Origin of the sequence: uncultured Methanobrevibacter sp. (assembly GCF_946184425.1) — an archaeon.
Classification (GTDB): Archaea; Methanobacteriota; Methanobacteria; order Methanobacteriales; family Methanobacteriaceae; genus Methanocatella.
This window is the reverse complement of record NZ_CAMHFP010000032.1, coordinates 1-26,072: the sequence shown is the minus strand read 5'-3', so window position 1 is coordinate 26,072 and position 26,072 is coordinate 1. Positions and strand designations below refer to the sequence as shown.

At 32.2% G+C, this 26,072-nt stretch carries 32 protein-coding genes, 1 tRNA gene and 1 pseudogene; 31 read left to right on the top strand and 3 right to left on the bottom strand.

The genetic code is table 11. The annotated features are described in order from the left end of the window. The 6 genes and pseudogenes from Q0P94_RS07680 to Q0P94_RS07655 form a co-directional block, all read left to right on the top strand. Window positions 1-759 (top strand): annotated as a pseudogene (locus Q0P94_RS07680) (hypothetical protein); the annotation flags it as partial. Between the two features lie 222 nt (window positions 760-981). Further along, window positions 982-1,395, top strand: a complete 414-nt coding sequence (locus tag Q0P94_RS07675) for a DUF371 domain-containing protein (RefSeq protein ID WP_295115348.1) — start codon at window positions 982-984, stop codon at window positions 1,393-1,395. Between the two features lie 59 nt (window positions 1,396-1,454). Further along, a tRNA-Leu gene (locus Q0P94_RS07670) sits at window positions 1,455-1,541 on the top strand. A gap of 82 nt (window positions 1,542-1,623) precedes the next feature. Further along, on the top strand, window positions 1,624-4,098 hold the full coding sequence (locus Q0P94_RS07665) for a right-handed parallel beta-helix repeat-containing protein (protein ID WP_295115346.1): 2,475 nt from the start codon (window positions 1,624-1,626) through the stop codon (window positions 4,096-4,098). 124 nt (window positions 4,099-4,222) lie between these two features. Continuing rightward, a complete protein-coding gene (galU, locus tag Q0P94_RS07660) occupies window positions 4,223-5,077 on the top strand; it encodes a UTP--glucose-1-phosphate uridylyltransferase GalU (protein ID WP_295115344.1) in 855 nt (284 codons plus the stop codon). Between the two features lie 41 nt (window positions 5,078-5,118). Beyond that, window positions 5,119-6,342, top strand: coding sequence for an aldo/keto reductase (locus Q0P94_RS07655; protein WP_295115342.1), 1,224 nt, complete (start codon window positions 5,119-5,121; stop codon window positions 6,340-6,342). Here Q0P94_RS07655 and Q0P94_RS07650 read toward each other — a convergent pair. Beyond that, on the bottom strand, window positions 6,339-6,530 hold the full coding sequence (locus Q0P94_RS07650) for a hypothetical protein (RefSeq protein ID WP_295115340.1): 192 nt from the start codon (window positions 6,528-6,530) through the stop codon (window positions 6,339-6,341). The two genes, Q0P94_RS07655 and Q0P94_RS07650, sit on opposite strands and share 4 nt — an antisense overlap. 163 nt (window positions 6,531-6,693) lie before the next feature. On the opposite strand from Q0P94_RS07650, the gene Q0P94_RS07645 reads away from it, so the two are divergent. From Q0P94_RS07645 to Q0P94_RS07610, 8 genes are all read left to right on the top strand, one after another. Continuing rightward, a complete protein-coding gene (locus tag Q0P94_RS07645) occupies window positions 6,694-6,903 on the top strand; it encodes a TIGR04165 family Cys-rich peptide (protein ID WP_295115338.1) in 210 nt (69 codons plus the stop codon). 1 nt (window position 6,904) lies between these two features. Next, window positions 6,905-8,029: a TIGR04083 family peptide-modifying radical SAM enzyme gene (locus Q0P94_RS07640; protein WP_367270225.1), complete on the top strand. Its 1,125-nt coding sequence runs from the start codon at window positions 6,905-6,907 to the stop codon at window positions 8,027-8,029. Between the two features lie 11 nt (window positions 8,030-8,040). Then, a complete protein-coding gene (locus tag Q0P94_RS07635; RefSeq protein ID WP_295115334.1) occupies window positions 8,041-8,166 on the top strand; it encodes a hypothetical protein in 126 nt (41 codons plus the stop codon). Between the two features lie 225 nt (window positions 8,167-8,391). Next, on the top strand, window positions 8,392-10,419 hold the full coding sequence (locus tag Q0P94_RS07630; RefSeq protein WP_295115333.1) for a cation-translocating P-type ATPase: 2,028 nt from the start codon (window positions 8,392-8,394) through the stop codon (window positions 10,417-10,419). Window positions 10,420-10,482: 63 nt separating this feature from the next. Beyond that, window positions 10,483-11,472, top strand: coding sequence for an ATP phosphoribosyltransferase (locus tag Q0P94_RS07625; RefSeq protein ID WP_295115331.1), 990 nt, complete (start codon window positions 10,483-10,485; stop codon window positions 11,470-11,472). 141 nt (window positions 11,473-11,613) lie between these two features. Continuing rightward, on the top strand, window positions 11,614-12,516 hold the full coding sequence (locus Q0P94_RS07620) for a CBS domain-containing protein (protein WP_295115329.1): 903 nt from the start codon (window positions 11,614-11,616) through the stop codon (window positions 12,514-12,516). Window positions 12,517-12,530: 14 nt separating this feature from the next. Beyond that, the gene (locus tag Q0P94_RS07615) at window positions 12,531-13,457 is read left to right on the top strand and encodes a deoxyhypusine synthase (RefSeq protein ID WP_295115327.1); all 927 of its coding nucleotides are present in this window, start codon (window positions 12,531-12,533) and stop codon (window positions 13,455-13,457) included. Further along, window positions 13,454-13,993, top strand: coding sequence for a hypothetical protein (locus Q0P94_RS07610; RefSeq protein WP_295115325.1), 540 nt, complete (start codon window positions 13,454-13,456; stop codon window positions 13,991-13,993). The genes Q0P94_RS07615 and Q0P94_RS07610 overlap by 4 nt, the downstream gene beginning before the upstream one ends. A gap of 32 nt (window positions 13,994-14,025) precedes the next feature. On the opposite strand, the gene Q0P94_RS07605 is transcribed toward Q0P94_RS07610, so the two are convergent. After that, complete coding sequence (locus tag Q0P94_RS07605; protein WP_295115324.1) at window positions 14,026-14,271, bottom strand: DUF5654 family protein; 246 nt, start codon at window positions 14,269-14,271, stop codon at window positions 14,026-14,028. Between the two features lie 88 nt (window positions 14,272-14,359). Beyond that, entirely contained in the window at window positions 14,360-15,007 is a 648-nt protein-coding gene (pyrF, locus tag Q0P94_RS07600) for an orotidine-5'-phosphate decarboxylase (protein ID WP_295115322.1), read from the bottom strand. 200 nt (window positions 15,008-15,207) lie between these two features. Between pyrF and cbiM the strand changes: the two genes are divergently transcribed. The 17 genes from cbiM to Q0P94_RS07515 all read left to right on the top strand — a co-directional run bounded on the left by cbiM (window position 15,208) and on the right by Q0P94_RS07515 (window position 25,704). Further along, window positions 15,208-15,873 (top strand): cobalt ECF transporter S component CbiM, encoded by a 666-nt coding sequence (gene cbiM / locus Q0P94_RS07595; RefSeq protein WP_295115320.1) that lies wholly within the window; start codon window positions 15,208-15,210, stop codon window positions 15,871-15,873. Window positions 15,874-15,884: 11 nt separating this feature from the next. Further along, a complete protein-coding gene (locus tag Q0P94_RS07590) occupies window positions 15,885-16,172 on the top strand; it encodes an energy-coupling factor ABC transporter substrate-binding protein (RefSeq protein ID WP_295115318.1) in 288 nt (95 codons plus the stop codon). 41 nt (window positions 16,173-16,213) lie between these two features. Then, on the top strand, window positions 16,214-16,909 hold the full coding sequence (cbiQ, locus tag Q0P94_RS07585; RefSeq protein ID WP_295115316.1) for a cobalt ECF transporter T component CbiQ: 696 nt from the start codon (window positions 16,214-16,216) through the stop codon (window positions 16,907-16,909). Between the two features lies 1 nt (window position 16,910). Further along, a complete protein-coding gene (locus Q0P94_RS07580; RefSeq protein WP_295115314.1) occupies window positions 16,911-17,744 on the top strand; it encodes an ATP-binding cassette domain-containing protein in 834 nt (277 codons plus the stop codon). A gap of 135 nt (window positions 17,745-17,879) precedes the next feature. Then, window positions 17,880-18,338, top strand: a complete 459-nt coding sequence (ribC, locus tag Q0P94_RS07575) for a riboflavin synthase (protein WP_292608987.1) — start codon at window positions 17,880-17,882, stop codon at window positions 18,336-18,338. Between the two features lie 8 nt (window positions 18,339-18,346). Continuing rightward, window positions 18,347-19,051, top strand: a complete 705-nt coding sequence (locus Q0P94_RS07570; protein ID WP_295115311.1) for a glycosyltransferase family 2 protein — start codon at window positions 18,347-18,349, stop codon at window positions 19,049-19,051. 11 nt (window positions 19,052-19,062) lie between these two features. Next, complete coding sequence (locus tag Q0P94_RS07565; RefSeq protein ID WP_295115309.1) at window positions 19,063-19,410, top strand: DUF2304 family protein; 348 nt, start codon at window positions 19,063-19,065, stop codon at window positions 19,408-19,410. Window positions 19,411-19,413: 3 nt separating this feature from the next. Then, a complete protein-coding gene (locus Q0P94_RS07560; protein ID WP_295115307.1) occupies window positions 19,414-20,082 on the top strand; it encodes a (Fe-S)-binding protein in 669 nt (222 codons plus the stop codon). Continuing rightward, window positions 20,072-21,274, top strand: coding sequence for an LUD domain-containing protein (locus tag Q0P94_RS07555; RefSeq protein WP_295115305.1), 1,203 nt, complete (start codon window positions 20,072-20,074; stop codon window positions 21,272-21,274). Before Q0P94_RS07560 ends, Q0P94_RS07555 begins: the two co-directional genes overlap by 11 nt. Window positions 21,275-21,377: 103 nt before the next feature. Next, complete coding sequence (locus Q0P94_RS07550) at window positions 21,378-22,094, top strand: (5-formylfuran-3-yl)methyl phosphate synthase (protein ID WP_295115303.1); 717 nt, start codon at window positions 21,378-21,380, stop codon at window positions 22,092-22,094. Between the two features lie 9 nt (window positions 22,095-22,103). Then, entirely contained in the window at window positions 22,104-23,588 is a 1,485-nt protein-coding gene (guaB, locus tag Q0P94_RS07545; protein ID WP_295115301.1) for an IMP dehydrogenase, read from the top strand. Between the two features lie 229 nt (window positions 23,589-23,817). Continuing rightward, window positions 23,818-24,087, top strand: coding sequence for a 50S ribosomal protein L37Ae (gene rpl37A, locus Q0P94_RS07540; protein ID WP_292608966.1), 270 nt, complete (start codon window positions 23,818-23,820; stop codon window positions 24,085-24,087). Between the two features lie 3 nt (window positions 24,088-24,090). Further along, a complete protein-coding gene (locus Q0P94_RS07535; RefSeq protein WP_292608962.1) occupies window positions 24,091-24,222 on the top strand; it encodes a DNA-directed RNA polymerase subunit P in 132 nt (43 codons plus the stop codon). Between the two features lie 41 nt (window positions 24,223-24,263). Beyond that, window positions 24,264-24,749, top strand: a complete 486-nt coding sequence (locus tag Q0P94_RS07530; RefSeq protein WP_295115298.1) for a ribonucleotide-diphosphate reductase subunit beta — start codon at window positions 24,264-24,266, stop codon at window positions 24,747-24,749. Continuing rightward, entirely contained in the window at window positions 24,742-25,005 is a 264-nt protein-coding gene (locus Q0P94_RS07525) for a KEOPS complex subunit Pcc1 (protein ID WP_295115296.1), read from the top strand. The genes Q0P94_RS07530 and Q0P94_RS07525 overlap by 8 nt, the downstream gene beginning before the upstream one ends. A 31-nt stretch (window positions 25,006-25,036) precedes the next feature. Then, window positions 25,037-25,384 carry a prefoldin subunit beta gene (locus Q0P94_RS07520; protein ID WP_295115294.1) on the top strand — a complete coding sequence of 116 codons (348 nt, stop codon included), beginning with the start codon at window positions 25,037-25,039 and terminating at the stop codon, window positions 25,382-25,384. 35 nt (window positions 25,385-25,419) lie between these two features. After that, window positions 25,420-25,704, top strand: a complete 285-nt coding sequence (locus Q0P94_RS07515; protein ID WP_295115292.1) for a DUF3194 domain-containing protein — start codon at window positions 25,420-25,422, stop codon at window positions 25,702-25,704. Window positions 25,705-26,072: the final 368 nt, after the last annotated feature.

The window sequence follows — 26,072 nt, the reverse complement described above, 5'->3', positions numbered from 1 at the left end:
CATGTTGTTCCTCTCGTGAATGGATCTGCAAGTTATGATATTGAAAATGTGACTGTTGGTAATCACAGTGTCGTTGTGGTTTATTCTGGTGATGAAACCCATGACTCAGCTGTTGTTTCTAAAGCATTCAGCACAGAAGTTCCTGCTCCTGTAGAAAGAATAGAAACAATCATTAAAGTTGAAAGCAGATTCACTCGTGTTGCTAATGATTTCTACATTGGTGAAAGAGGTGGAAAATTCTTCGCTACATTAACTGACATTAATGGTAATCCATTAGCTAATAAAACAGTTCAAATTGTAGTGCTCAGTACTATTTATAACATCACTACAGATTCTGAAGGTAGGGCTGGTTTGAATATAAGTATGGTTACTGCAAACTCATACACCTATGCGTTATCCTTCTTAGGTGATGATAAATACAAAGCATCTCTTGGATCTGCTGTAGCTGTAATTACTAAAAAACCTACATCAATTGTTGCTCCAAACAAAGTATTTAAAGTAAAAGCAAAATCAAAAGTTGTTACTGTAACTTTAAAAACTATTAAAAACCAATACAGCGGAAAATATTTCCTCAAAGCTGGTAAATTGATTACTTTAAAAGTCAATGGTAAACTTTACAAAGCTAAAACCAATGCTAAAGGTATAGCTAAGTTCACCGTTAAATTGACTAAAAAAGGAAAATACATAGGTTTAGTGAAATTCGCTGGAGACAACACATACAAGGCGGTCAGCAAAAAAATGCTGATTACAGTAAGATAAATTTAATATAAAATGTTGGAGATTTTTCTCTAACATAACTTTTTTTTATTTTTTCATGTACATGTTTTAATTGTTTATTTGCTCGTTTAATGATATTTTTAATTTAATAGAAGTTATGCATGATAATTTAATAGGTTATGGTTTTACTTCTCATAATATTTTTTGATATTTCAATTTAAGTTAATGGAAAACTTTATTAATTTTTCAGTTTAATTATTATTCATGATTTTCAAAATTAAAACCAAAGGTCACAAAAACGTATCATCACTTCATAAATCTACTTTTGAAATTACAAGGGATTCAGAAATAGGTCCTGCTGCTGACTGTATTATTGGGGTGGATATGGATAAAACCATGTCAAACTTTCCAAAAGAGTTTAAAGAAAAAATTGCCAACTCTAACACTAGAATTAGAGTTATTCTGGAAACAGAAAATGGGTATGATGAAATTAATGGCTTTGGTCATGAAGATTTAACTTTAACACATCCTACAGATATTGTTATAAGAAAAAGTGATTATGTGTGTCCAAGAACATTGATGATTAAAGCTGATAAGGCTGCACGTGATCTTGACATCAACTTAATTGAAGATTTAAAAAATGAGAAAATCATGGAAGTTACTATAAAACTGTGCTAAAAATAGTTAACTTTATATAAGTTGAAATATATATTTTTTTATAACTACTTTTGTTTTTTGCGGGGGTGGTCGAGCGGTCAAAGGCGCTAGGTTGAGGGCCTAGTGGGTCAGTCCCTTCGCGGGTTCAAGTCCCGTCCCCCGCACCATTTATATAAAATTCTTATTTTGAAAAATTTATTAATTATCAAATCAAATATATCTTACAATAATAAACTTGGAGGATTATATTTGATAAAGAAATTTATTTTTGTATTGTCAATTCTGATTTTAGTTTCATTGTCATGTGTTAGTGCAAGTGATTTAAATCAGACAGATAATAATGACTTTGATTATTTGAATAATGCTATATCAATTACGCCAGAAAATCAAACTTTCAATATTGATAAAGATTATCATATAACTAATTCTTCTCAAAAACACATTGTAATTGATAAATCTATTACTATTGATGGAAATGACCATACTATTGATGCTCCTGATGTATATAGAGTATTTTGGGTAAAATCAGACAATGTCTGCATAAAAAACATTAATTTCGTAAACTCAAACTCAAATGGTCTTGCAGGTGGAGTTATTTCATGGTGGGGAAATAACGGAACTTTGGAAAACTGTAACTTTACAAACAATCTTGCATCATCTGGAGGAGGTGCAGTACTGTGGAAGGGAAATGACGGAATCATTTCAAACTGTAATTTCTGGAATAATACTGTAAAAACTGCTGCTGATGTTAGTTTAACTGATGGTGACGGATATGACCCAACACAACCTCACATAATGACTGTTAATAGTGATGGGGGAGCTTTATATTTATGTGGAAACAATATCTCTGTTGACTCATGTAACTTTATGGATAACTCTGCAGATTTCAGTGGGGGAGCCATTACAGTCAACTGGGGAAATAACATCAAGATTTCCAATTCAAAGTTTAAAAAGAATAAGGCGGAAAATGGTGGAGCCATTTCCTGGAATGGAAATGAGGGATTATTAATCAACTCTAAATTCGAAAATAATTATCCAAATGATTTATTCTTAAATGCGCAAAATATCATATTGGTAAACTCCAGCTTCACAAATGAATCTTCTATAGAGTCATGGTACGATGTAAATTATACAAATGTTGAATTCGGACCTAAAACATTTGATGATTTATATTTGCTGGTAATTAACACTCCTGAGGGCGGTATTTTAGTTTTGGATGATGATTATAAATTCATCAACGGTTCCAACAAAGGAATTCTAATTTCAAAATCAATCACTATTGATGGTAAAGGCCATACATTGGATGGAAACAGGTTATCAAGAATGTTCAATATCACTGCAGATAATGTTATAATAAAAAACATCAATTTCATTAATGGAAATGCCTATGGAAGATATTTCTCAAATGAAGCCGGTGGCGGAGCAATATACTGGAATGGATCTGACGGTTTTATTGAAAACTGTAACTTTACAAATAACTACGGAAGCGGAATTGAAGACGACCCCTTCGATAAGGAAGAAACATTCGTTGATGAGAATGGAACTGTGTGGCATGTTATCAGGTCCAGACCGATGGGTGCAAAAATCAATGAAGGTGGAGCTATAGTTTGGAATGGAACCAACGGTACTGTTTCAAAATGTATTTTTAGAAATAATGGTGTTGGCTATCCGAATTATGGAGGAGCCATCTGTTGGAGAGGAAATTTGGGAAAAGTTTTCGAATCTGAATTTTACAATAACGATGCATGGGGCGGTGCGGCTATTGCATGGATTGGGGATAATGGTACTGTTCTCTATTCTAAATTCTTCAATAGTGGCAGTATTTTTGGAAAAGATTTAATGTGGTTCGGAGAAAATGGTTTAATTAAATATTCCTTTTTAATTAGCTCATATGGAATGCCTCTCTATCCATATTCTGGGAATGTAGTTGCTGATTATAATTTCTGGGGAGATATTTTACCTAATACTAATGTCGATAAATTTGACTCTTTGAACAACTTCATTGTTTTAAATGCTACATATAATAAGAATTTTGTCCATAAAGGGGATGAAATTGTGGTTAAATGTAACACATTATTGCTTAAAAAAGATGGAGAGTTATCTAACTTTACAGGTTTGAATGTTTTTGGCAATTTCACCGCAAAAGCAGATAGGGACGGTTTTGTTCAACTATTATTCAAGAACGGCAAGTTTGACATTAAAGTGGTTCCTAAAACTAAAATAGTTTCTGGTAATATGATAAAATTTTATAAGCAATCCAAGCAGTTTAAGATTAGGCTTTATGGGGCTGACGGTAAACTGGCTTCTGGAAAATTTGTAAAATTCACAATTGGCAAAAAGTCATATTATGTTAAAACTGATAAAAAAGGTTATGCAACTGTAAATATCAATAATAAACCCGGAAAATACACTATCATTTCCCAATATGGTAATGTAAAAGTAAAAAATTCAATCACTATTAAAACAATTTTAATTACTAAAAATCTCTCCAAGAAAATTAAGAAATCCGGGAAATTTTACATTAAAGCTTTAAATTACAATGGAAAAGTAGCAGCTAAAAAAGTGGTTATTATTAAATTTAAAAGCAAAACTTATAAAATCAAAACAAATAAAAAAGGAATAGCTACATTTACGATTTCTAAAAATTTAAAAGTTGGTAAATATTTAATTAAAACCATTTATGCAGGTTTAATAAATTCAAATATGATTATAGTTAGAAGATAACTATAATTTTTTCTCTTTTTTTATAATTATTATAAATCAAATGGCATATGCGCCCTATTTTAACAACATATTTAATATATTAAATTAAAAAATTATTTATAATTAAAACTTAGGGTGATAATTTATGAAAGCGGTTATTCCAGCAGCAGGTTTTGGAACAAGATTTTTACCTGCTACAAAAGCACAACCTAAAGAAATGCTACCTGTTTATGATAAACCTACCATTCAATATGTTATTGAGGAAGCTGTAGCTTCCGGAATCGATGATATTCTTATTGTTACAGGTAGAAATAAAAGATCAATTGAAGACCATTTCGACAAGTCATTTGAGCTTGAACAAACCCTGCAAAGTGCAGGTAAGGATGATCGTTTAAGACAGGTTCGTGCTATTACCGATTTGGCAGACATTTGCTATGTAAGGCAAAAAGAGCAGAAAGGTTTAGGAGATGCTATTTATTGTGCTAAAAAGCATGTCGGTGGTGAACCGTTTGCTGTTCTTTTGGGTGATTCAATTACTAAAGGCCCTGTTCCATGCACAAAACAATTGATAGATGTTTATGAAAAGTATGATGCATCTGCAATTTCACTCGAAGAAGTTCCCAAACATAAAGTGGAGCGATATGGTATTATAAAGGGAACTGAAGTTGAAAATGATGTTTATAATATTGAAAAACTTGTTGAAAAACCATTAGCTCACCAGGCACCATCCAATCTTGCAATTATGGGCAGATATGTTTTAACACCCGATATTTTTGACAAAATTGATGAGACTGAACCCGGTGTCGGCGGCGAAATTCAACTTACTGATGCTCTTCAAAAATTGGATTCCATTTATGGAGTTACATTTGATGGAAAAACCTACGATATAGGTAATCGCTTTGAATGGCTTAAGACTTCTATTGAATTTGCAATGGATGATGATGAGTCCAAAGACGATTTAATGGAATATATGCGTGAAATAATTCATGAAAATGAGTAGGTGTTCTATTAAATAGCTCAACACTTTTTTAGAATGATAATATGCAATATCGATTGATTGAAAAAACTGGTGATGAACTGTCAGCATTAGGTTTTGGAGCAATGCGTCTTCCTTTAAAAAATGGAAAAATTGATCGTGAGCTTGCAAAAGAGCAAATATATCTTGCTATTGACAATGGAATTAATTTTATCGATACCGCTTATCTTTATGGTGATAGTGAAAAGTTTTTAGGCGAAATTCTTCAAGGAGAATATAAAGACAAGGTTAAAATATGCACTAAATTGCCTTCAATACATGTCAGAAAGTATGAGGACATGGAAAACTTTTTGGATGAACAGTTAAAACGCCTTCAAAGGGATTGTATTGATTATTATCTTATTCATTCTGTTGATTTAAAAACAGTCAACAGACTTCTTAAAAAGGGATTAATTGAATTTTTAAACAAGGCTAAACAAGAAGGTAAAATTAAGCATGTAGGGTTTTCATACCATGGCGTAAAAGAAGAATTCGATTTGTTAATTGATGGCTATGACTGGGATGTTGTTATGGTCCAATATAACTATTTTGATGAAAATGTCCAGGCCAGCGTTGAAGGAATTGAATATGCCGCTTCAAAAGGGATGGGCGTTTTTGTTATGGAACCTTTAAAAGGAGGCATTCTAGCAGGTAAAATGCCTGGGGATGCTGAAGAAATTTTTAAAAGGGCTGATTCTAATAAAACTTCCGCTCAATGGGCACTCCAGTGGGTTTTAAATAATCGGAATATCACTTGTGTTTTGTCTGGAATGAATTCAATTGAGCAGCTTGAAGAAAATCTGGAAGTAGCCAATTCAACAACCCCTTTGTCCATGACATTTGAGGAGATTGAAACAGTTGAACTTGTTAAAAGGGTTATGAGAAATTCTTTGAAAATCAATTGTTCTACCTGTGGATATTGCATGCCTTGTCCTCAGGGTGTAAATATTCCGGAATGTTTGAAAATTTACAATGAAAAATATTTATTTGGCCATAAAGGTTTTATTAATGAATCTTTTTTTGATTATTACCAGTATGTTGGAGGAATAATGGGTAAAGCCGGAAATGCCGGTTTATGCAATGGCTGCGGCAAGTGCTTAAGAAAATGCCCTCAGAAATTGGATATTATATCTGAACTTGAAAAAGTAAAAAAGGAATTCGAATTACCTGGATTAAAATATATTTTGCCTCCAGTGAAACGTGTCGGCATTCCAATGTATAAATGGGTTATGAAATTGGTCAATCGTTAGTTATATCTCAAATAGTAATATAACTCATAAAATATTCTATCTTCTGTTTTTATCCATTCCTGAGATATGACAAAATCAGCACTTTCATGCCAGATGTTTTGTCTAACGATATTTGATATTTCCCTAAATATTGGATTATTTTTCTGTTTTAAAAAGTAATCATATAAATCATATGGCATTTCAATCAATTTAAACATCAATTAATTATTTTTTATTGGATATAATCTTATTTAAAACTTGTTGAAGCTATTTTGAAAAATTATAGTCGTTTTTACATAATATTTAAAGTTTTTGCATACTGAAAAATTAATATATTCCAAAAACTAATTTTATTATATAATAGGTGAAAATATGAAACTTGAAGAATTATTAGCACCATGTCCAAAATGTGGTTCAAAAGATAAGATAGCACATAGAAAATTGTTGGATAATCACCGTGCACATGCAGAAATGGAAGCTGTTAAATGTGAGGAATGTGGTTATATCTTCTTTGTAAATGATAATATGGAAGAAGATGAAAAGAAAAAATTGTTAAATGAATTAAATAAAGTATACGGTTAAAATGACTTTTCATGTAATGATTATCCCTACTTTAAACTGTCCGTCAAATTGTAAATACTGTTGGGGTTCAGAAAACAAAAAAGAAATGATGGGCATTGAGATAATTGACCAAATTATTGACTGGTTAGGTGATTTTAGAGACGATAAGGTTCATTTCACTTTCCATGGCGGGGAACCGCTTCTTGCAGGTTATGATTTTTATGAATATGCATTGGAAAAATTATCAAAGTTGCCTAATCTTGAAGGATTTTCTCTTCAAAGTAATATTTGGCTTTTAAGCGAAGAGTTAATTGACTTATTTGTAAAGTACAATGTTGTGGTAAGTACAAGTATTGATGGGCCAAAAGAGATTAATGATTATCAGAGAGGTGAAGGCTACTTTGATAAGACCATGTCCAAATATGAACTGGCCAAAAGTAAAGGGTTAATTATTAACTTTGTATTGACTGTGACAGATTATTCTAAAGACTTTTCCGATGAACTGTATGAATTTTTCAAAGGCGAAAAAATGAATTTGAAAATTCATGCCGCATTACCTTCCTTGAGAGGAGATAATGCAGACCCTTGGGCACTTGACCAGGAAGAACACGGAAAGCTCCTTGTTGACTGGTTGGATAAATACCTTTATGATTTGGACAAGTTTACCGTGATGGATTTGGATCATATCTGCAAATCTTCACTAAGAAGAAGAGGAACTTTATGCACTTTTGCAGATTGTATTGGAACAACTCTTGCTGTGGGATCAGATGGCTCAATATATCCGTGTTATAGATTTGTTGGAATGGAAGAGTATGTTTTAGGCAATGTTTCAACTAATCCTAGTTTTGATGATTTAAAGAAATCAGATGCATGGGCAAAACTCATGGAATTTAGGAATTATGTTGATGAAAACTGTAAAAAATGTAGATATGTTAAATATTGTGAAGGAGGATGTCCTTACAATGCTATTGTAGCATATCAAACACCTCGGGCAGTTGATCCTCAATGTACTGCCTATAAGATGATATTTGGTGAAGTTTCAAAAAGGATGAACAAGGAATTTGCTAAATCTGCATTTGGAATAGGTGGACAAACTCAAAGAAAAGAAGGCGACCCATTCAGCATAATGGATTTGGCAATGAAATAGGAGGAGATGTTATGATTTGCGATGAATGTCAGCATTTAGAAATTAGGAATGAATACAAAATTGTATGCAAACTCCATGAACATCAGTTATTGGATGTTAAGCAGTGCCAAAATTTCTTACAAAAAAAAGATGAATAGATTTGATTTCTATTTGTTTTTATTTCTCTTTTTTTACTATTTTTTTCAAATTATTTTTTTATGAATTTTTTTAAGTAATACTTAGTATATAAATGAATTTTAAAAAAGTAATAACATTTATAAATAACTTCAATTATATTATTAATAGTAATACTGCATATATAAATAAACTCATAAATAGTAATACTTTTTAGTATTATAATAATTATTGAAGAAGGTGTAAATGTGATTGATGAAATAACTGATTTTTTATTTGGCTTGAAAATGACTATTCTCTCAGGTATATTTCTATTGATTGCAATTATTTTCATGATATTTGGAATTGACACTCCAGTTTACTTGAACCCTGCATGGGGAACAGTAATAATCAGTGGAATTCCAATGTTATTGCTTGCTATGACAAGATTGGTTCATGAAAAATGGATTTCATCTGCACTCTTGATTGCAATAGCTATGGTTGCTTCACTTTTAATTGGTGAAATCTTTGCTGCTGGTGAAGTGGCATGGATCATGGCTTTAGGTGCTCTTTTGGAAGATTGGACTGTTGAAAGAGCTAAAAAAGGTTTGAGAAATCTTATTAATTTAACCCCTCAAACTGGAAGAATAATTGAAAACGGTATGGAAAAGGTTGTTTCAGTTGATGAAATAAAAATTGGAGATACCTTAAGAATTCTTCCGGGTGAAAGCGTGCCGGTAGATGGTGAAATTATTTCAGGAACAAGCTCACTTGACCAATCCATCATGACAGGTGAATCATTGCCTATTGACAAGACACTAGGTGATGAGGTTTTCTGCGGAACCATGAATCTGTATGGTGCAATTGATATTAAAGCAACCAGTTTAGGTGAAAATTCTTCACTTCAAAAATTGATTGATCTTGTTAAGGCAGCTGATGAAAAACAAGCGCCTACTCAAAGGATTGCTGATAAATGGGCGACTTGGTTAGTTCCTGTTGCATTGATTATTGCTATTGTCGCATGGCTTGTTACAGGCAATATTGAAAGAGGAGTCACAGTTTTAGTAGTATTCTGTCCATGTGCACTGATACTTGCAACTCCGACTGCTATTATGGCAGCTATTGGTCAGGCTACAAAATATGGTGTATTAATCAAATCAGGTGAAGCGCTTGAAACATTGGGCGCACTTAATACTTTAGTTTTTGATAAAACAGGAACATTGACATATGGTAATTTAGAAGTTTCTGATGTCATTTCTCTAAAAGAGGATTTGAGTGAAGAGGATTTACTTAATGCGGTTGCATCATGCGAACTTTTGAGTGAGCATCCTTTAGCAAAAGCTATTGTCAATAACGCTAAAGAAAATGAAATCGATATTGAAGAGCCTAAAGACTTTAAAATGTATCCTGGAAAAGGTGTTAGCTGTAAAAATTCATATGGTAGTGTGCTTGCAGGAAATTTAAACTTCTTGAATGAAAATGGTGTAAGACTTGAAAATGTCGAAAGCAATTTGGACAAACTAAAACACGAAGGAAAAGCTTCAATTGTCATTGCATTAAATGGTGAAGTTGCCGGATTAATTGGTTTATCTGATGTGATTCGTGAAGATTCTAAAGACATGATTGAAAACTTGCATGATTTGGATACTGAAACTATATTGCTCACTGGTGATAACACTGAAACTGCAAATTATTTCGCTTCACAGGTTGGAATAAGTAAAGTTTATGGTAACCTGTTACCTCAAGAAAAACTTGATTGGATTGAAAAACTCAAGGGTGAAGGTAAAAAGGTTTGCATGATTGGTGATGGTGTAAATGATGCGCCTGCATTAAAAACTGCCGATGTAAGTGTTGCCATGGGCTCCGTTGGAAGTGACGTGGCCATCGAAGCGGCGGATATTGCACTTTTGGGTGATGATATAGGAAAAATTCCATATCTTAAAAAGTTATCTAATTCAACATTGTTTACTATTAAAGCAAATATTGCTATTTCCATGACAATCAATGCTGTTGCTATTGTTTGTTCTGTTTTAGGATTATTGAATCCTGTAACTGGGGCTATTGTTCACAATGCGGGATCATGTTTGGTTGTTTTAAATGCTGCATTGTTGTATGACAGACACTTTGATGATTCAATCAAGAAAGTTGATACAGAAAATGTTGAACACTCTCATTATCATTATCACAACGATGGAGAACATACACATTCTCATGAGGGTATAAAAATTATTGATGAAATCCGAACAGATAATGGAATTAAACATATGCATATACATAAACATTCATTAAATAGGTAAAGTTGTGAAAGTTATCACAACTAATATATATTTGAACTTTATAATCTTAGAGTAGGTATTATTATGAAAGATAAAATAATTTTGGGACTTCCAAAAGGAAGTTTAAATAATGTAAAAAGAGGAAATACTCATCAGTTATTTGTTGATGCAGGTTATGAAGTTCGAGGATATGAACCTGGTGATGAATCTTATGAAATTGATATAGTCAATGATGAAGAAATCGTAGCATTCTTGACACGTCCTCAATCAACTCCTGTAGAGTTGAACAGGGGAATGGTTGACATTGCTATTGTTGGCGAAGATTGGATTAAAGAAGAATCAGTTTTAAGAAAAACCAATACTGTAAAAATAGGTGATTTGGATTATGGTAAAACCCGTTTGATTGTTGCGGTGCCTAATGATTCTCCTTATGAAAATCTTTCCGATTTTTTCAGGGCAAATAAAGACAGAAAAACTCCAATTTTATGTTTCACGGAATATCCAAATTTAACCAGAAAACATATTATGGAAAATGAAGTTTATCAAGAAATTTATGGTGATGCGGTACCATTTGTTCAAGTTAGGGGACTGACAGACGGCGATAATGAAATGGTGCAGGTTATTAATTCTGATGGTGCTACTGAAGTATATATTGCTAAAGGTGCTGATTTGATTGTAGATAATACTCAAACTGGAAGCAGTTTGAAAAAAGCTGGTTTAAAAGAACTTGAGACAATTTTACATTCTTCAGCAGGTCTTTATGCTGGTGTAAGCTGCACAGGTGAAAAATTTGAAAAGGCTCAAATGATTTATAAACAGTTGTTGGGAGCTATTACTGCTAAAAAATATTTTGATGTAAAATTCAATATAGCCAATAATAAAATCGAAGAAGTTTCTAATTATCTGGTTAACAATAAACTTTGCGCTGATGAGCCTACCATCACTCCGGGATCTGATTTTTCACAAATTAATGTATTGATTCCTAAAGCAAAATTCCCTGAAATGATTGATGCCATTAAAGGTTTTGATGCAACTTCTATTATAAGAAATGATTTGAAACAATTAGTTGAATAATCTTCTTATTTTTTTATTTTTTTTTAAACAATATTTAAAATTATTTTTTTTCTTTTAGTATTGTCATTATTTATCATTAACATTTATAAAGTATTTCAAACATATTTAATAATAATTAAATTATTTGTTAAGGGGATAAACATGTTAACATCTGTGCAAAAAGAAATTTTACAAACCTTAATTAACTTATATCAGTCTTCTAATGGCAAATCAATTAAGGGAGAAGATATTGCTGAGGTTATGGGTAGAAATCCGGGAACAATTCGTAATCAGATGCAATCATTAAGAAGTTTAGGTTTAGTTAAGGGTGTACCAGGTCCTCGTGGAGGATACAAGCCAACAATTGAAGCTTATCATTCTTTAAATATTTCAGTTTCTGATAAGGATTCTAAAGTTCCGATATATAAAAATGGTGAAAGATTAGAAGATATATCTGTTGCTAAAATTGAATTTACCAGTGTTCCTCAACCTAGTGAATGTGAAGCCGCAATTAAGGTTTTAGGCAGTATTAAAGATTTAAATCTTGGCGATACAATAAGAATAGGTCCAACTCCAGTTAATAACTTGGGAGTCATGGGTGAAATTGTTGGAAGGGATGATATGGACAATATTCTGCTTGTCGATACCACTACAATAAGGAGTATTCCTAAAAAAACAGTTGGTGATATAGCAAGTAAAGATGTAATATCATTTAAGATAGATTGTTCAGTAAAAGAAGCTGCAAAAAAATTAGCGGATAATGAAATAGATGGTGCTCCTGTTATTAAGAATGGTAAAGTAGTGGGAGTGTTCACTTTAACAGATTTGGTTCAGGCAGTAGCTGACGGTAATGAAGGAAAAACTGTTGGGGAATTAATGTCAACAAATGTTGTTATTGTTAATGAAGATTTAAAGATAGCTAATGCAATTGAGGTAATTCTTAAAAAATCCATTTCAAGATTAATTATCGCTGACAATGATAATAACTTGCTGGGGATTGTTACAAGAACTGATTTAATTGACAGTATCACTAATTTAAAGCAATTCCCGATTATTACTAACTAATTTTAAGTGATTTAATGAAGGTTAATCAGATTAATGTTTTTGAAGACATGACAGTATCAGATTTATTGAATCAGTTTGATGAATCTGGCGTATTAGGTGCAGGTAGAGTTGCACGTGCATGCAATATACTTGCTGACATGATTTCAGATGAAGATATGAGTGTATTTTTAAGTTTGGGTGGTCCTTTAATCCCTGGAGGAATGAGAAATATTGTAACTAAAATGATTGAAGAGGGGCATGTTAACTTAATTGTTGCCAGTGGGGCCAATATTACTCATGATTTAGTTGAATCATTTGGAGGATCTCACTATCGTCATGAAGGAAAAGATGATGAAGAATTAAATGCCGATGGAATTGGCCGTATCGCTGATATTAATGTTGGATCAGATGATTTTACAATTTTTGAAGAGGAAATAATTAATATATTTGAAAAAATTGCTGATAAAAAGAAAGTCGTTTCCATTCAGGAGTTATTGTATGAGGTAGGATTATTGGTTGAGGATGAAAACTCATTTGTTGCAACCGCTGCAAGGAATAATGTTCCAATTTTTTCACCGGGGCTTATTGATTCAATGGTTGGTCTTCAGTTATGGATCTTTTCACAGGACCATGATTTCACTGTCAGTGCTGCTGGGGATATGCCTTACTTATCAGATATTGTTTTTGGTTCTGAAAAGGTTGGTGCAGTACTTTTGGGTGGAGGCTTAACTAAACATTACACCCTTGCATCTAATGTAATTAAAGGTGGGCTTGATGCAGCTATTCAGATTACTATGGATAGGCCTGAGGCTGGAAGTTTAGGTGGGGCTCCTTTAGAGGAAGCAAAGTCATGGTCTAAGGCAAAATGTGGTTCCAATTTGGCAAGTGTTGTTGGTGATGTCACTGTCATTTTTCCATTGATTTATGCAGCTGCATTAGATAAAATAAGAGGTATTAAATGAGTTATATTATTTTAGCATTATTGTTTATTTTATCTGGATTTTTCATGAAATATTCAGATGATTTATTTGATGTAAACCATAATTTAGTTTTTGCCAGTATTTTAGGTGTTGTATGTGGTGTATCATCAGGTTTGGCTGCAGTTTACAGTAATGAAGCAGCTTATATTTTCATGGCTATTGCAATTGGAAATATCCTTGCACTCAAAGTGGATGGGATTCATCATATAATTACTTTCATAATATTTATTTGTATTTTGCTGATTTGTGGAATTCCTAATATGAGCTTAGTTATTTTACTAATTTGTATTTTGGCTGCACTTTCAGATGAAATTGGTCATGAGTTGATACATAAATTTACACAAAACAGATTTTTAAATTTATTTTTTGAATATAGATTTGTGATGAAAATAGTGATTTTATTGCTTGCAGTTTGCGGTGTATTTAACATTTGGACATTTGTCTGCTTCATTTTATTTGAATTATCCTATTTATTCGCAGAATTGTTTTTGAAAGTTTTAATTAAAAAAAGAAGTTAAAAAAAGGAATTTTTAAATTCCTTTCAATTTTTTTATTCGTTGAGTTCGATACCCATTTTACCTGCAACTCTTGCAAGTAATACGGTAACAAGTACAGCTACAATGGTTACGACTATTGCGTAAATGAATAAACTTGGAAGAGCGTCTCCAGTACCAATGAAATGTTCAATTAATTTTTGGATTGCGTCGTTCCATGCTAAACCTGCAACGAATGCGAATGCGGTTGTAATTAATCCTAAGATTGTTTCCATTATTAATTTTGTTACTTCAGATGCCATGTTTTTTTTCACCTCATTTAATTTTTGAATGTTCAAAGATAATAAGAACAATGTTATTTATATTTGTCTTAATTAAAATAGTTTAGTTTTATTTTAAAGATTTGATTAATTTTTCACATGATTCTTTTGGATTTTCTGATTCGTATATGCTTCTTCCAACAATTATTGCATTTGAATATTGCAATGTTTTTTTGCCATCGCCTCCCTGTTTTCCAACTCCTGGGGAGATTATATATGCATCTTTTCCGACAATATTGCGAATGTCTGATAATCTGTCAAGTCTGGTTGCAGGAGCGACATAATTTGTAATTCCCATATCAACACCCATTTCAGCAATTGCATCGGCATTTTTCTGTAAAAACATTTTAGCTCCCGGATGTGACATTTCAGTTAGCAAAAACAATTCTTTTTTGTGTTTATTGGCCATATCTAGGCATGCCTGCACGCTGTCCTGACCTACAAATCCGTGGCATATTATTGCATCAGCTCCGGCCTTGAATGTTTCTTCACATATTTTTGAGTTTGTAGCATCAATATCTGCTACTTTAAAATCGCATATTATCTTGAATCCGAATTTTTCCTTAAGTTTGTTGATTATTTCAAGACCTTCGGCCAGTGCAAGGGGATAACCTATCTTTATTGTGTCTATGTATTCTTTAACTGAATCACAAATTTCGATTGCTTCGTTTTCGTTCATAACATCAAGTGCTAAAATCAAACTATTTTTTATGTTCATGATATCATCATCATTATTTTTTCATATAAAATTATTAGGTTTGCCTAATTTTTTTTATTTGTATTATCCTATATATTTATATGTAATAAGCAATATATTAAAATTATCAATAAAACTTTAATTAATTTTAATTATAATTTAAATTTTTATTGAGTGTTTTATCAAATTATATTGATAGGTTATTTTGGAGGAAATTATATATGCATATTATGGAAGGATATTTACCTTTACAATGGTGTATTATTTGGTTTGTAATATCATTAATCGTCGTTGCATTTGGTATTTATCAAATTAAAAAAATCGTAGATGAAACTCCTGAATCCAAAGCATTGCTTGCTGTAAGCGGTGCATTCATGTTCATCTTATCATCTTTAAAATTACCATCCGTTACTGGAAGCTGTTCTCACCCTTGTGGTAATGGATTAGGTGCAGCATTATTTGGTCCTGCTGTTACTGCTGTTTTAGCAACTATCGTACTTATCTTCCAAGCATTGTTACTTGCTCACGGTGGATTAACTACTTTAGGTGCAAACATTTTCTCAATGGGTATTGTCGGACCTGTAATTGCATGGATAGTATACAAAGGTTTAATAAAAGCTAATATTTCTTCTACTATTGCTGTATTCTTCGCAGCATTCTTAGGAGACTTATTAACATATGTAGCTACTTCATTCCAATTAGCTTTAGCATTCCCTGCTCCAACTTTCGGTGCAGCTTTGTCTAACTTCTTAATTATTTTTGCAGTTACTCAAATTCCATTAGCTATTGGTGAAGGTATCTTAACCGTAATCATATGGGACAGATTAAAAGCTTACAAACCAAAATTGTTAGATAAACTTGGTGCATTAGCTCCTAACGAAGCATAAGGTGATTAAATATGAAAACATCTACTTTAATAATATTAGCTATTATTTGTGCAATTATTTTTATTGCACCATTGGCAATGTATCATGGTCATGGAGAAGATGATGGTTACTTTGGCGGATCTGACGATGCAGCTAGTGAAGCAATTGAAGCAACTCACTTTAAACCATGGTTTTCTTCAATATGGGAACCACCTAGTGGAGAAATAGAAAGTTTATTATTTGCTCTTCAAGCAGCTATAGGAGCAATCATTATTGGTTACTTCTTCGGTTACTGGAGAGGACAAGGTAAAGAAGAATAATTAATCTCCTTTATTATTTTTTTCTTTTTTTAGTGATTTTTATGAAATTTGATATGGATTATATTGCGCATCATAATGAGTTAACTGAAGCAAACCCTTATTATAAGTTGTTTTTAACAATTTTTTTGTTAATTTTAACTTTAGCACTTGATAATCTATATTTTGATATATTTATTTTCATTGCAATGTCTATTGTTATTTTGGCAATAGCTAAAATAAATTATCGTTCATATCTTAAATTTCTATCTATTCCAATGGCTTTTGTTGTTTTAACCTGTTTGTTTTTAATATTTTTCTTTGGAAAAGGTGAAGTAATCTATGAAACAGGAATATTTGGAATTGTTGTAACAACAGATTCACTTCACTACGGTGTTTATACTTTCTTTAGAGTAGTCGGTTGTTTGCCATCTTTAGGATTTTTAGCATTGACAACACCTATTGCAAAAATATTGCATTGTTTAGCTACCCTGAAAGTTCCAAAAATAGTTATTGAAATTGCACTTTTAATGTATAATTCAATATTTATTTTCTTAAATGAAATTGATACTATGCAAAAAGCACAGGAAACCAGATTGGGTTATCATTCCTACTGGAATTCTTTCAAATCTTTAGGTGCACTTGCAAGTACAATATTTTTAAGGTCTCTTGATAAAAGTGAAACATTACAGCATTCTTTAGATTCTAGAGGGTATACTGGTGAATTACCAGTTTATAATCCGCGAAAAAGGGAGAATTAATATGTTAGAAGTTAGAAACATTAAATATTCTTATAATGTAGATTACCAAGCATTAAAAGGCGTTAGTCTAAAAGTCGAAAAAGGTGAAATGGTCGCTCTTTTAGGTAAAAACGGTGCAGGTAAATCAACTTTGTTTCTTCATTTAAATGGAATTTATGAACCTGATGAAGGACAGGTTTTCATTGATGGTGAAGAGTTGAAGTATGATAAAAAATCTTTACTTAAATTCAGACAAAAAGTAGGAATTGTATTTCAGAATCCTGATGATCAAATTTTTGCTCCAACTGTAGAAGAAGATGTCGCTTTCGGGCCACTGAATCTGGGATTATCAATGGAAGAAGTCCAAGATCGAGTGGAAGAGGCTCTTGAACGTGTTGGCATGAAAGGTTTTGAGAAAAAAGCACCTCACCACTTAAGCGGAGGTCAAAAGAAAAGAGTAGCAATTGCCGGAATTCTTGCTATGAAACCTGAAATAATGGTATTGGATGAACCTACTGCGGGTCTTGATCCTCAAGGTGTTACAAACTTGACTAAATTATTGAAAGAACTTAATAATGAAGGAATTACAATTATTATTTCTACACATGAAGTAGATTTGGTTCCAAATTATGCTAAAAGAGTTTTTGTATTGGTTGATGGTTTGTTAATTGCAGAAGGCACTCCTAAAGAGATTTTTTCTCAACCTGAAATACTTGAAAAGGCAAATCTCAAAGTTCCTATTGTAACTGAATTGTTCCAAAAGTTGGAATCAGAGGGAATAGATATGGATAATGATTATCCGTTAACTATTGATGAAGCAAAAGATAAGTTTTGTGAATTGTTAAATAAAAACTAATTTTTTTTTGAACTCTAATTTTATAATAATTTTAAACTCTAAATTATTACTGATAGTAATAATTAATAATACTTTTGTATTTTTAGCCAAACATTTATATTATTAAAAACATATTTTTTCATAAGGTGAATTTAGATGAGAATTGGAATTTGTGATACCACATTTGCTCGTTTTGATATGGCTTCAGCTGCCATTGATGAACTTAAAAATAATGCTTATGATTTAAAAATAATTCGTGAGACAGTTCCTGGTGTAAAAGATTTGCCCGTGACTGCCAAAATTCTCATTGAAGAGGAAAACTGTGATATTGTAATGGCTCTTGGAATGCCTGGTCCTATGGAAAAAGATAAGATGTGTGCCCATGAGGCATCGACAGGTCTTATCAATGCACAGCTCATGACAAATACTCATATTTTGGAGGTATTTGTGCATGAAGATGAAGAAGAAGACCCAGTTGAGCTTGCAAAACTTGCTGAAAACAGGGCACGTGAACATGCTCAGAATTTAATTAAAATGATGTATCACAGAAAAGCAATGAGAAAAGAAGCAGGTATGGGAATGCGTGAAGGAAAAGAAGATGCAGGTCCGTTATAAGGTGAAAAATGGAGCATAAAATAACTGCGGAAGATAAAAGTTCAACATATGTTGTTCTTCCGGCATATAATGAAGCAACAAGAATCCAACCGGTTATTGAGGAGATAGCTCGTAAAGGATATAATATGGTTATTGTCAATGATGGTTCTTCAGACAATACTTTGGATGTTATCAAGGCGTCCAAGAAAAAGTATCCTGACCAGATTCATATTTTTTCTTTAATGATTAACCGTGGTGTGGGTGTTGCGACACAGGCAGGTTTTGAAGCAGTCTTGAGATACAATCCGAAATATATTGTCAGTATGGATTCTGATGGCCAACATTCTGCTGATGATTTGGATAATGTAATAAGACCTTTGGTCACCGGTGAAGCTAAGGCTGTAATAGGTGTAAGGCCCCTTAAAGACATGCCCAGAAGTAGAAATTATGCAAATGCAATAATGAATCTTATGACTCGAATATTTTATCGGGTAGATGTAAGTGATTCACAAACAGGCTTTAGGGCTATTACAGCGGATGCATTGGATAAAATAAGTATAAATGCAAGAGGATATTTGATTTCTTCAGAATTCATACGTGAAATCAATGACAATGAAATTCCATTTGCTGAAGTTCCAATCAAAACAATTTACACTCCTGAAACTCAGGCTAAGGGAACAAATGTTAAAGTTGCATTTCAGATATTGCTTCAAATGATTAGACATCAATTTTAAAAGGTGAGAATATGTTTTTATATGCTTTTATATTTCCTATAATTTCAATAATTGCTATAATCTGGTTTATTGAAAGATATATACATAATAAAAATTCTCTTTCAACAGTTATTTTATGGTCTGTATTTTGGGTTTTTGTTAGTTTATTTGCAATTTTCCCTGAATTCAGTAATTCCTTTGCTAGACTATTCGGTATTACTAGGGGTTTGGACTTTATAATTATTCTTGTATTTGTAATTTTGTTTTATACAGTTTTAAAACTGTACTTTTTGGTTGATCAAATGCAAAACAATTTAAATAAAATTGTTAAGGAAGTCGCTTTAAACAATGAAATAACTCTTGATGATGAAGAGGAATAGGTCATGTTGTATTTTAGAGGATGTACTGCAAGGGAAAAGCAAACAAATATTCAAGAGGCAACTGAATTTCTTTTAAATAAGGCAGGCATTGATTATTATATATTGGATGATGAAAAGTGCTGTGGGTCTGTTTTGCTTAGAACAGGTTTTGAAAGTGAAGCAAAAGAGCAGATTAAAATAAATTCTGAAATTTTTAAGGGAAAAAAAATATTAACTTCCTGTGCCGGTTGCTATAAAACCTTAAAAGAAGATTATGAAGGTGTGGATGTAATTCATATTTCACAATTATTGAATGAGTTAATAAAAAAAGGCAAACTTGATTTTGGAAAAAAAGATTTGAATGTTACATATCATGATTCATGTCATCTCGGCCGTCATCTTAACGTTTTTGATGAACCGAGAGATGTAATTGTAACCGTTGCAAATCTTGTTGAAATGGAAAACATTCGAGAAAACAGTTTATGCTGCGGTGCTGGAGGGGGCGTAAAATCCGCTTACCCTGAAATTGCTGATGAAATGGCAAGATCTAGAATTTCTCAGGCAATAGAAACCGGTTGTAAAATACTGGTTACTTCATGTCCGTTCTGTAAGCTCAATTTGGAAAATGATGATTTGGAAGTGCTTGATTTGACTGAATTTTTAGTACTGTATGGTGGTTTGGATGAAAGCTAGTGAACTTGAAACCATGAGGAAATCTTTCAATACTGTTAAAAGTAGATCTAATTCCATTAAGGATTCACCATCAACCAAGAGACTGGAGTCAAGGGTTCGTGAAATTAAGAAGTTTTCCATTGAAAACAATGAAAAGTTATTAAATCAGCTTGTGGAATCATTTAAGCGAAATGATATTGACTGCAAGATTGCAGATACTTCAAAAGATGCACTTGATATTATAGATGAATTGCTTGATGAATTTGATGCAACAACAATAGCTAAAGCCAAATCCAATACTTTGGGTGAAATCAATCTTAAAAAACATTTAGCAGATAAAGACATTGATGTTGTTGAAACTGATTTGGGAGATAGGATTTTACAGCTTAAAAAGACTGATAATAAACCTGTTCATCCAACCGGTCCGGCCTCTCATTTGGACATTTCAAAAATCACTGAGATTGTTAATGAATCATTGGACGCTAATGTCACACCCCGACCCCGTGATATTATGGAGTTTGTCCGAGGTGATGTGTTAAATTGTCTAAAAGATGCAAGAGTAGGTATAAGTGGAGCTAATGCAATAGCTGCTGAAGAGGGTTCTCTTTTAATGGTGCATAATGAGGGCAATATTTCAATAGTTTCACTCAAAGATTTGCATATAATTGTAGCTGGAATTGATAAAATAGTGCCTACATTGGAAGATGCAATATCCGTTGCAAAGTTGGAAACCATTTTTGCAACAGGTAATTATGTTACTTCATATATGAATGTAATTTCAGGACCATCAAAGACTGCAGATATAGAAAAAAAACTTCTTAAAAACATGTATGGTGCTGAAAAGGTTGTTGTTATTCTTTTGGATAATGGAAGAAGTGAAGCAACCCCTGAATGCCTTTATTGCATTGGATGTGGAAATTGTGTTGTTCACTGCCCTGTCTATAATGCTGTTGGTAATGAATTTGGTTTTAATAATTATTTGGGTGGTCGTGGAGTTGCAATGTCAAAATTTATTGAAGATGATGAGACTTGCTTTAATTCTGGACTTTATATGTGTACGTTATGTGGATTATGTACTTTAAATTGTCCAGTTTCAATTCCTACTAATGAGATAATTGAAAACATGAGAAAAATATCAACTGATGTTGGATTTTATCCCCGGGCACATGGTAAAATTAAGGATAATATATCTAATAATAATTCTCCTTATTAATTCTTTTTTTTTATATATTTTTTTATCAAAAAACAATAATATTATAAGTAATAAAGAAGTAATATTATTATATTATAATATTATATTTTATTGGAGGAAATTTATGCTTCTATTAATAAGTCCTATAAATCATGAAGAAGCTCTAGAATCAATTAAAGGTGGAGCAGACATTGTTGATGTGAAAAATCCTAAGGAAGGTTCCTTAGGGGCTAATTTTCCATGGGTAATTAAGGAAATTAGAGAATTAACACCTGAAGACAAGCTAGTAAGTGCTACTTTAGGTGATGTGCCTTACAAACCGGGTACGGTTTCTCTTGCAGCAATGGGTGCCCATGTTTCTGGTGCAGATTATATTAAAGTTGGATTATACGGAACCAAAGACCATGACGAAGCAGTTGAAGTTATGGAAAATGTTGTTAAAACTGTAAAAGATGTTAGTGAAGATACAATTATTGTGGCTGCAGGATATGCTGATGCACACCGTGTAGGTGCAGTCGATCCGATGGAAATTCCAAAAGTAGCTAAAGATGCAGGTTGCGACTTAGCAATGCTTGATACTGCGGTTAAAGATGGTCATACATTATTTGATTATTTAGATATTGATAAATTAAAAGAATTTGTAGATGAATCTCACAGCTATGGTTTATTAACTGCACTTGCAGGATCTGTTAAAAAAGACCAATTAAAACCATTACATGATATTGGTTGCGATGTAGTTGGTATTAGAGGTGCTGCATGTGTCGGTGGTGACAGAAACACTGGTAAAATACACCACACTGCTGTAGCTGAACTTAAGGAATTATGTGATTCATTTAATTAGGTGTTATTTATGTCATATTCAAAAAAAGTTCAAGAAGCAAGGATGTCCTACACTTTTGACGATTTTCTTTTAACTCCAAATGCAAGTTATGTGGAGCCTAAGGATATTGATACAAAAATTGAATTAGGCAAAGGAATAAAATTAAATATTCCTGTTTTAAGTGCAGCTATGGATACTGTAACTGAAGCAGATCTTGCAATTGCTATGGCTCAGGAAGGTGGAGTCGGAGTAATTCACAGAAACATCACTCAGGAAAGACAAGTTGAAGAAGTTAAAAAAGTTAAGTGCGCTGAAGATTTAACCATTCGTGATGTTATCACTATTTCAAAAGATTCCACAGTTGCTGAAGTTCAGGAAAAAATGAGGGATGAATTAATCAGTGGTCTTCCGGTTGTTGAAGGTGATGAAATTATTGGAATTATCTCAAAAAGAGATATCAGACCAGTTTTAAAATCAGAACCAAATAAAACTGTTAAGGATATCATGACCTCTGATGTGGTAACAGTTGAAGAAGGAGTCACTGCTGAAGAAGCTTTAAATGTAGCTTATGAAAATAAAGTTGAAAGACTTCCTGTTGTACGTGATGGAAAATTAGTTGGAATTATCACTATTAAAGATATTTTAAATCAAGCTCAATATCCAAATGCTGCTCGTGATAAAAATGGCAACTTTTTAGTTGCAGCTGCTTGTGGACCATTTGATTTGGATAGGGCAATGGCTCTGGATGAAGCTGGAGCGGATATAATTTCTATTGACTGTGCTCATGCTCACAACATGAATGTGGTCAAATTCACTGAAACCATTAAAGATAATATTGATGCTGAATTGTGTGTAGGTAACATAGCTACTGCTGAAGCTGCTGAAGATTTAATATCTATGGGAGTGGATGCTCTTAAAGTAGGTATTGGTCCGGGTTCAATGTGTACCACTCGTATTGTGGCAGGTGTTGGAGTTCCTCAGCTTACTGCAATTTCCGACGTTGCTGATGCTGCCCGTGATGCAGGAATTCCTGTTATTGCTGATGGAGGTATCAGATATTCTGGTGATGTTGCAAAAGCTATTGGTGCTGGTGCAGATGCAGTAATGCTCGGTAATTTACTTGCGGCATCTTTAGAAGCTCCTGGAGATATTGTTGTTATGAATGGTAAACAATATAAAAAATATCGTGGAATGGGGTCCATGGGTGCAATGACCAGTGAGTTTGATGGTGGAGCAGACAGATACTTCCAAGGCCAAAAAAGTAAAATGAACCATACTAAATATGTACCTGAGGGAATTGAAGGTGCTGTACCTTACAAAGGCACTGTTGCTGAAATTTTATTCCAATTGGTGGGCGGTTTGAAATCATCTATGGGTTATTGCGGTGCAAAGGATATTGCTGCAATGAAAGAAAAAGCACAATTTGTTAGAATTACAAGCAGTGGTATAAAGGAATCACATCCTCATGACTTGTTAATTACTAATGAAAGCCCTAATTATCCGACACTTGATTAGGTCGGATAATCTTTTATTATTTTTTTGATTGTTTGTTATATATCAAAAAATTAAATTAATCTTTTATTAATTTGTTTTTTTCTTGAAATAGGTAGTTTTAAGAAAACATTTAAATATTAGTTAATCAAATATTATCATATTAGATAATTTTATGATTATGTTTAGATAATCAATGTAAATCGTTTTGATTTATATTATAACAAATTTCATTATTATGGAGAGATATTAAATGGCAAGAACTAAAAAAGTTGGTATCACAGGAAGGTTTGGTGCAAGATACGGAAGAAAAGCAAAAAGATCTGTAAAAATCATCGAAGAAAACATGAAAAAGAATCATGTTTGTCCTAAATGTGATAGACCTTATGTAAAAAGACAAGCTGCTGGAATTTGGAAATGCAGAAAATGTGGTGCAGTATTCACTGGAGGAGCTTACGTTCCTGAAACTCCTATGGCAAAATCTGCAGCACGTAGTATCAGAGATATTCGTGTGGAGGAATAGACGTTGTATAGATGTCCACGTTGTGGAGCAGAAGTAGACCATAAAAGCTACATGGAAAATAAATGTCCTAAATGTAGATATAGGATTTTATTTAAAAATGTTCCAGAAACAACTAGAGTTATAAAAGCAAGATAATTTATCTTCTTTTACTAATTTTTCACTATTTTTGATTTTGTATGTTAATTTCAACTTCTAGAAAGCCTTCTCAAAAAACTAGGAAGTTCTGTAAAAATTTAGCCCACTCAACAGGTTCAACATCTGTTAATAGAGGTAAAATGAATATGCGCGAACTTCTATTGAAGGCATTGGAATTAGAAGAATTTAACTTAGCTATTGTGAATGAAATTAAGGGAAATCCAAGTAAAATTACATTTTATTCTAATAAAGGTGAAATTTTGCTGGTAATTCTTATTGGAGCTTCACTTGAATATGATAAAATAAATATTGCTCCATCTAAATTGAAAATAGTTTCACAGGTCAAACAGCTTGATGTTTTAAGTGAAATTCTTGACATTGAGTTGGTAGATAAAGCGGAAGATAATTATATTTTAATATCTAGTGATGATAATTTAATAGCTAAAATTAATTTTGTAAATAAATTTGGAGATAAAAATAATTTCCAAATTAATGTTAAAAAAGTTTTAGAGGTTAGTCATGAGTGATAGTCCTCTTGAATCTGTTAAAAGCGATATAGTTATTGAATTTGAAGATAGTGCTCAAGCTAAAATAATTTATGATTCAATTATTTTAGAATTTGATACTGCTCCCGATTTTAGGTCATCTATGACTATTGAATTGGATGATTCTAAAATTTTAATAAATATTGATGCAGAAGATTCCACATCATTCAGAGCTTCTGTTAACTCAGCAATAAAGTGGATTAAATTAGCATTGGAAATTAATAATTTAACAAATTAATGTTTATAAATAATTAAATTAAGGTGATATTATGGAGATTCCTGAAAATATTCAACAGCAATTAAATCAGTTTCAACAATTACAACAACAAGCTCAAGCTGTAACTATGCAAGTTCAAAATGTTGAAGTTCAAATTCAAGAAACTGAAAAAGCATTAGAAGAACTTAAAAAAACTGATGAAAATACTGAAGTATTCAAACAAGCAGGTACTTTACTTATTAAAGTAGAATATGCTGATGCTTTAGCTGAAATGGAAGATAAATTAGAAACTCTTCAATTAAGAAAACAAACCATGGCTCGTCAAGAAGAAAGAGTTATGAAAAAACTTGAAGAGATGCAAGCTACTATTCAGAATGCTATGCAAGGAATGGGCCAATAGGCTTATTTTCTTTATTCTTTTTTTTATAGATTTTTATGTCAAAGTTAAAAGTATTAACTCAGGATGATTTATCAAAAATTTCCGATGATTTTGGTGAAATTTTAGAGCGTGAAGTTTCAAGAACAATTTCCACCAAAGAATTGGAAGACTTGGACTTGGATATTGTTCTTAGTTATGAAAATGAACAATTAGATGTTGATGTTGATGTGGGGGTTCTATTTGATGAACTTTCTGAAATCAATCAAGACCAGATATCCAAAGCAATTGATGAAGCTTACTTGAAGTTCGATTCATACATCGATGATAACTTCAGAGTTTAATTATTTTTTTTTAAATGGGTTGTAATACTTTTTTTATATTTTTTACTAATTTAAGTAATACTTTTTTATAAAAAAGTATTTATATTATCAAGTTCAACTATTAATTAGAGTTTGGAGTAATGTCAATAGCTTAGCAATATAAGGATAAACACGTAATACTATCTTTCAATTTCCCTCTTTTTGTTACTTCAAACTACTTACTTTAATTTTTTCAATTGAACTTTATCAAGCAAATTTTATTATTTTTTACTAATCTATAGGCCTTTAAAAATTGAACTTTTTGGTTCAATTTTTTCATAATTATTTTCTTGATTTTTACAATTTATATCAAAACTATTATTATTTTCTGATTTTTTATTATTAATACT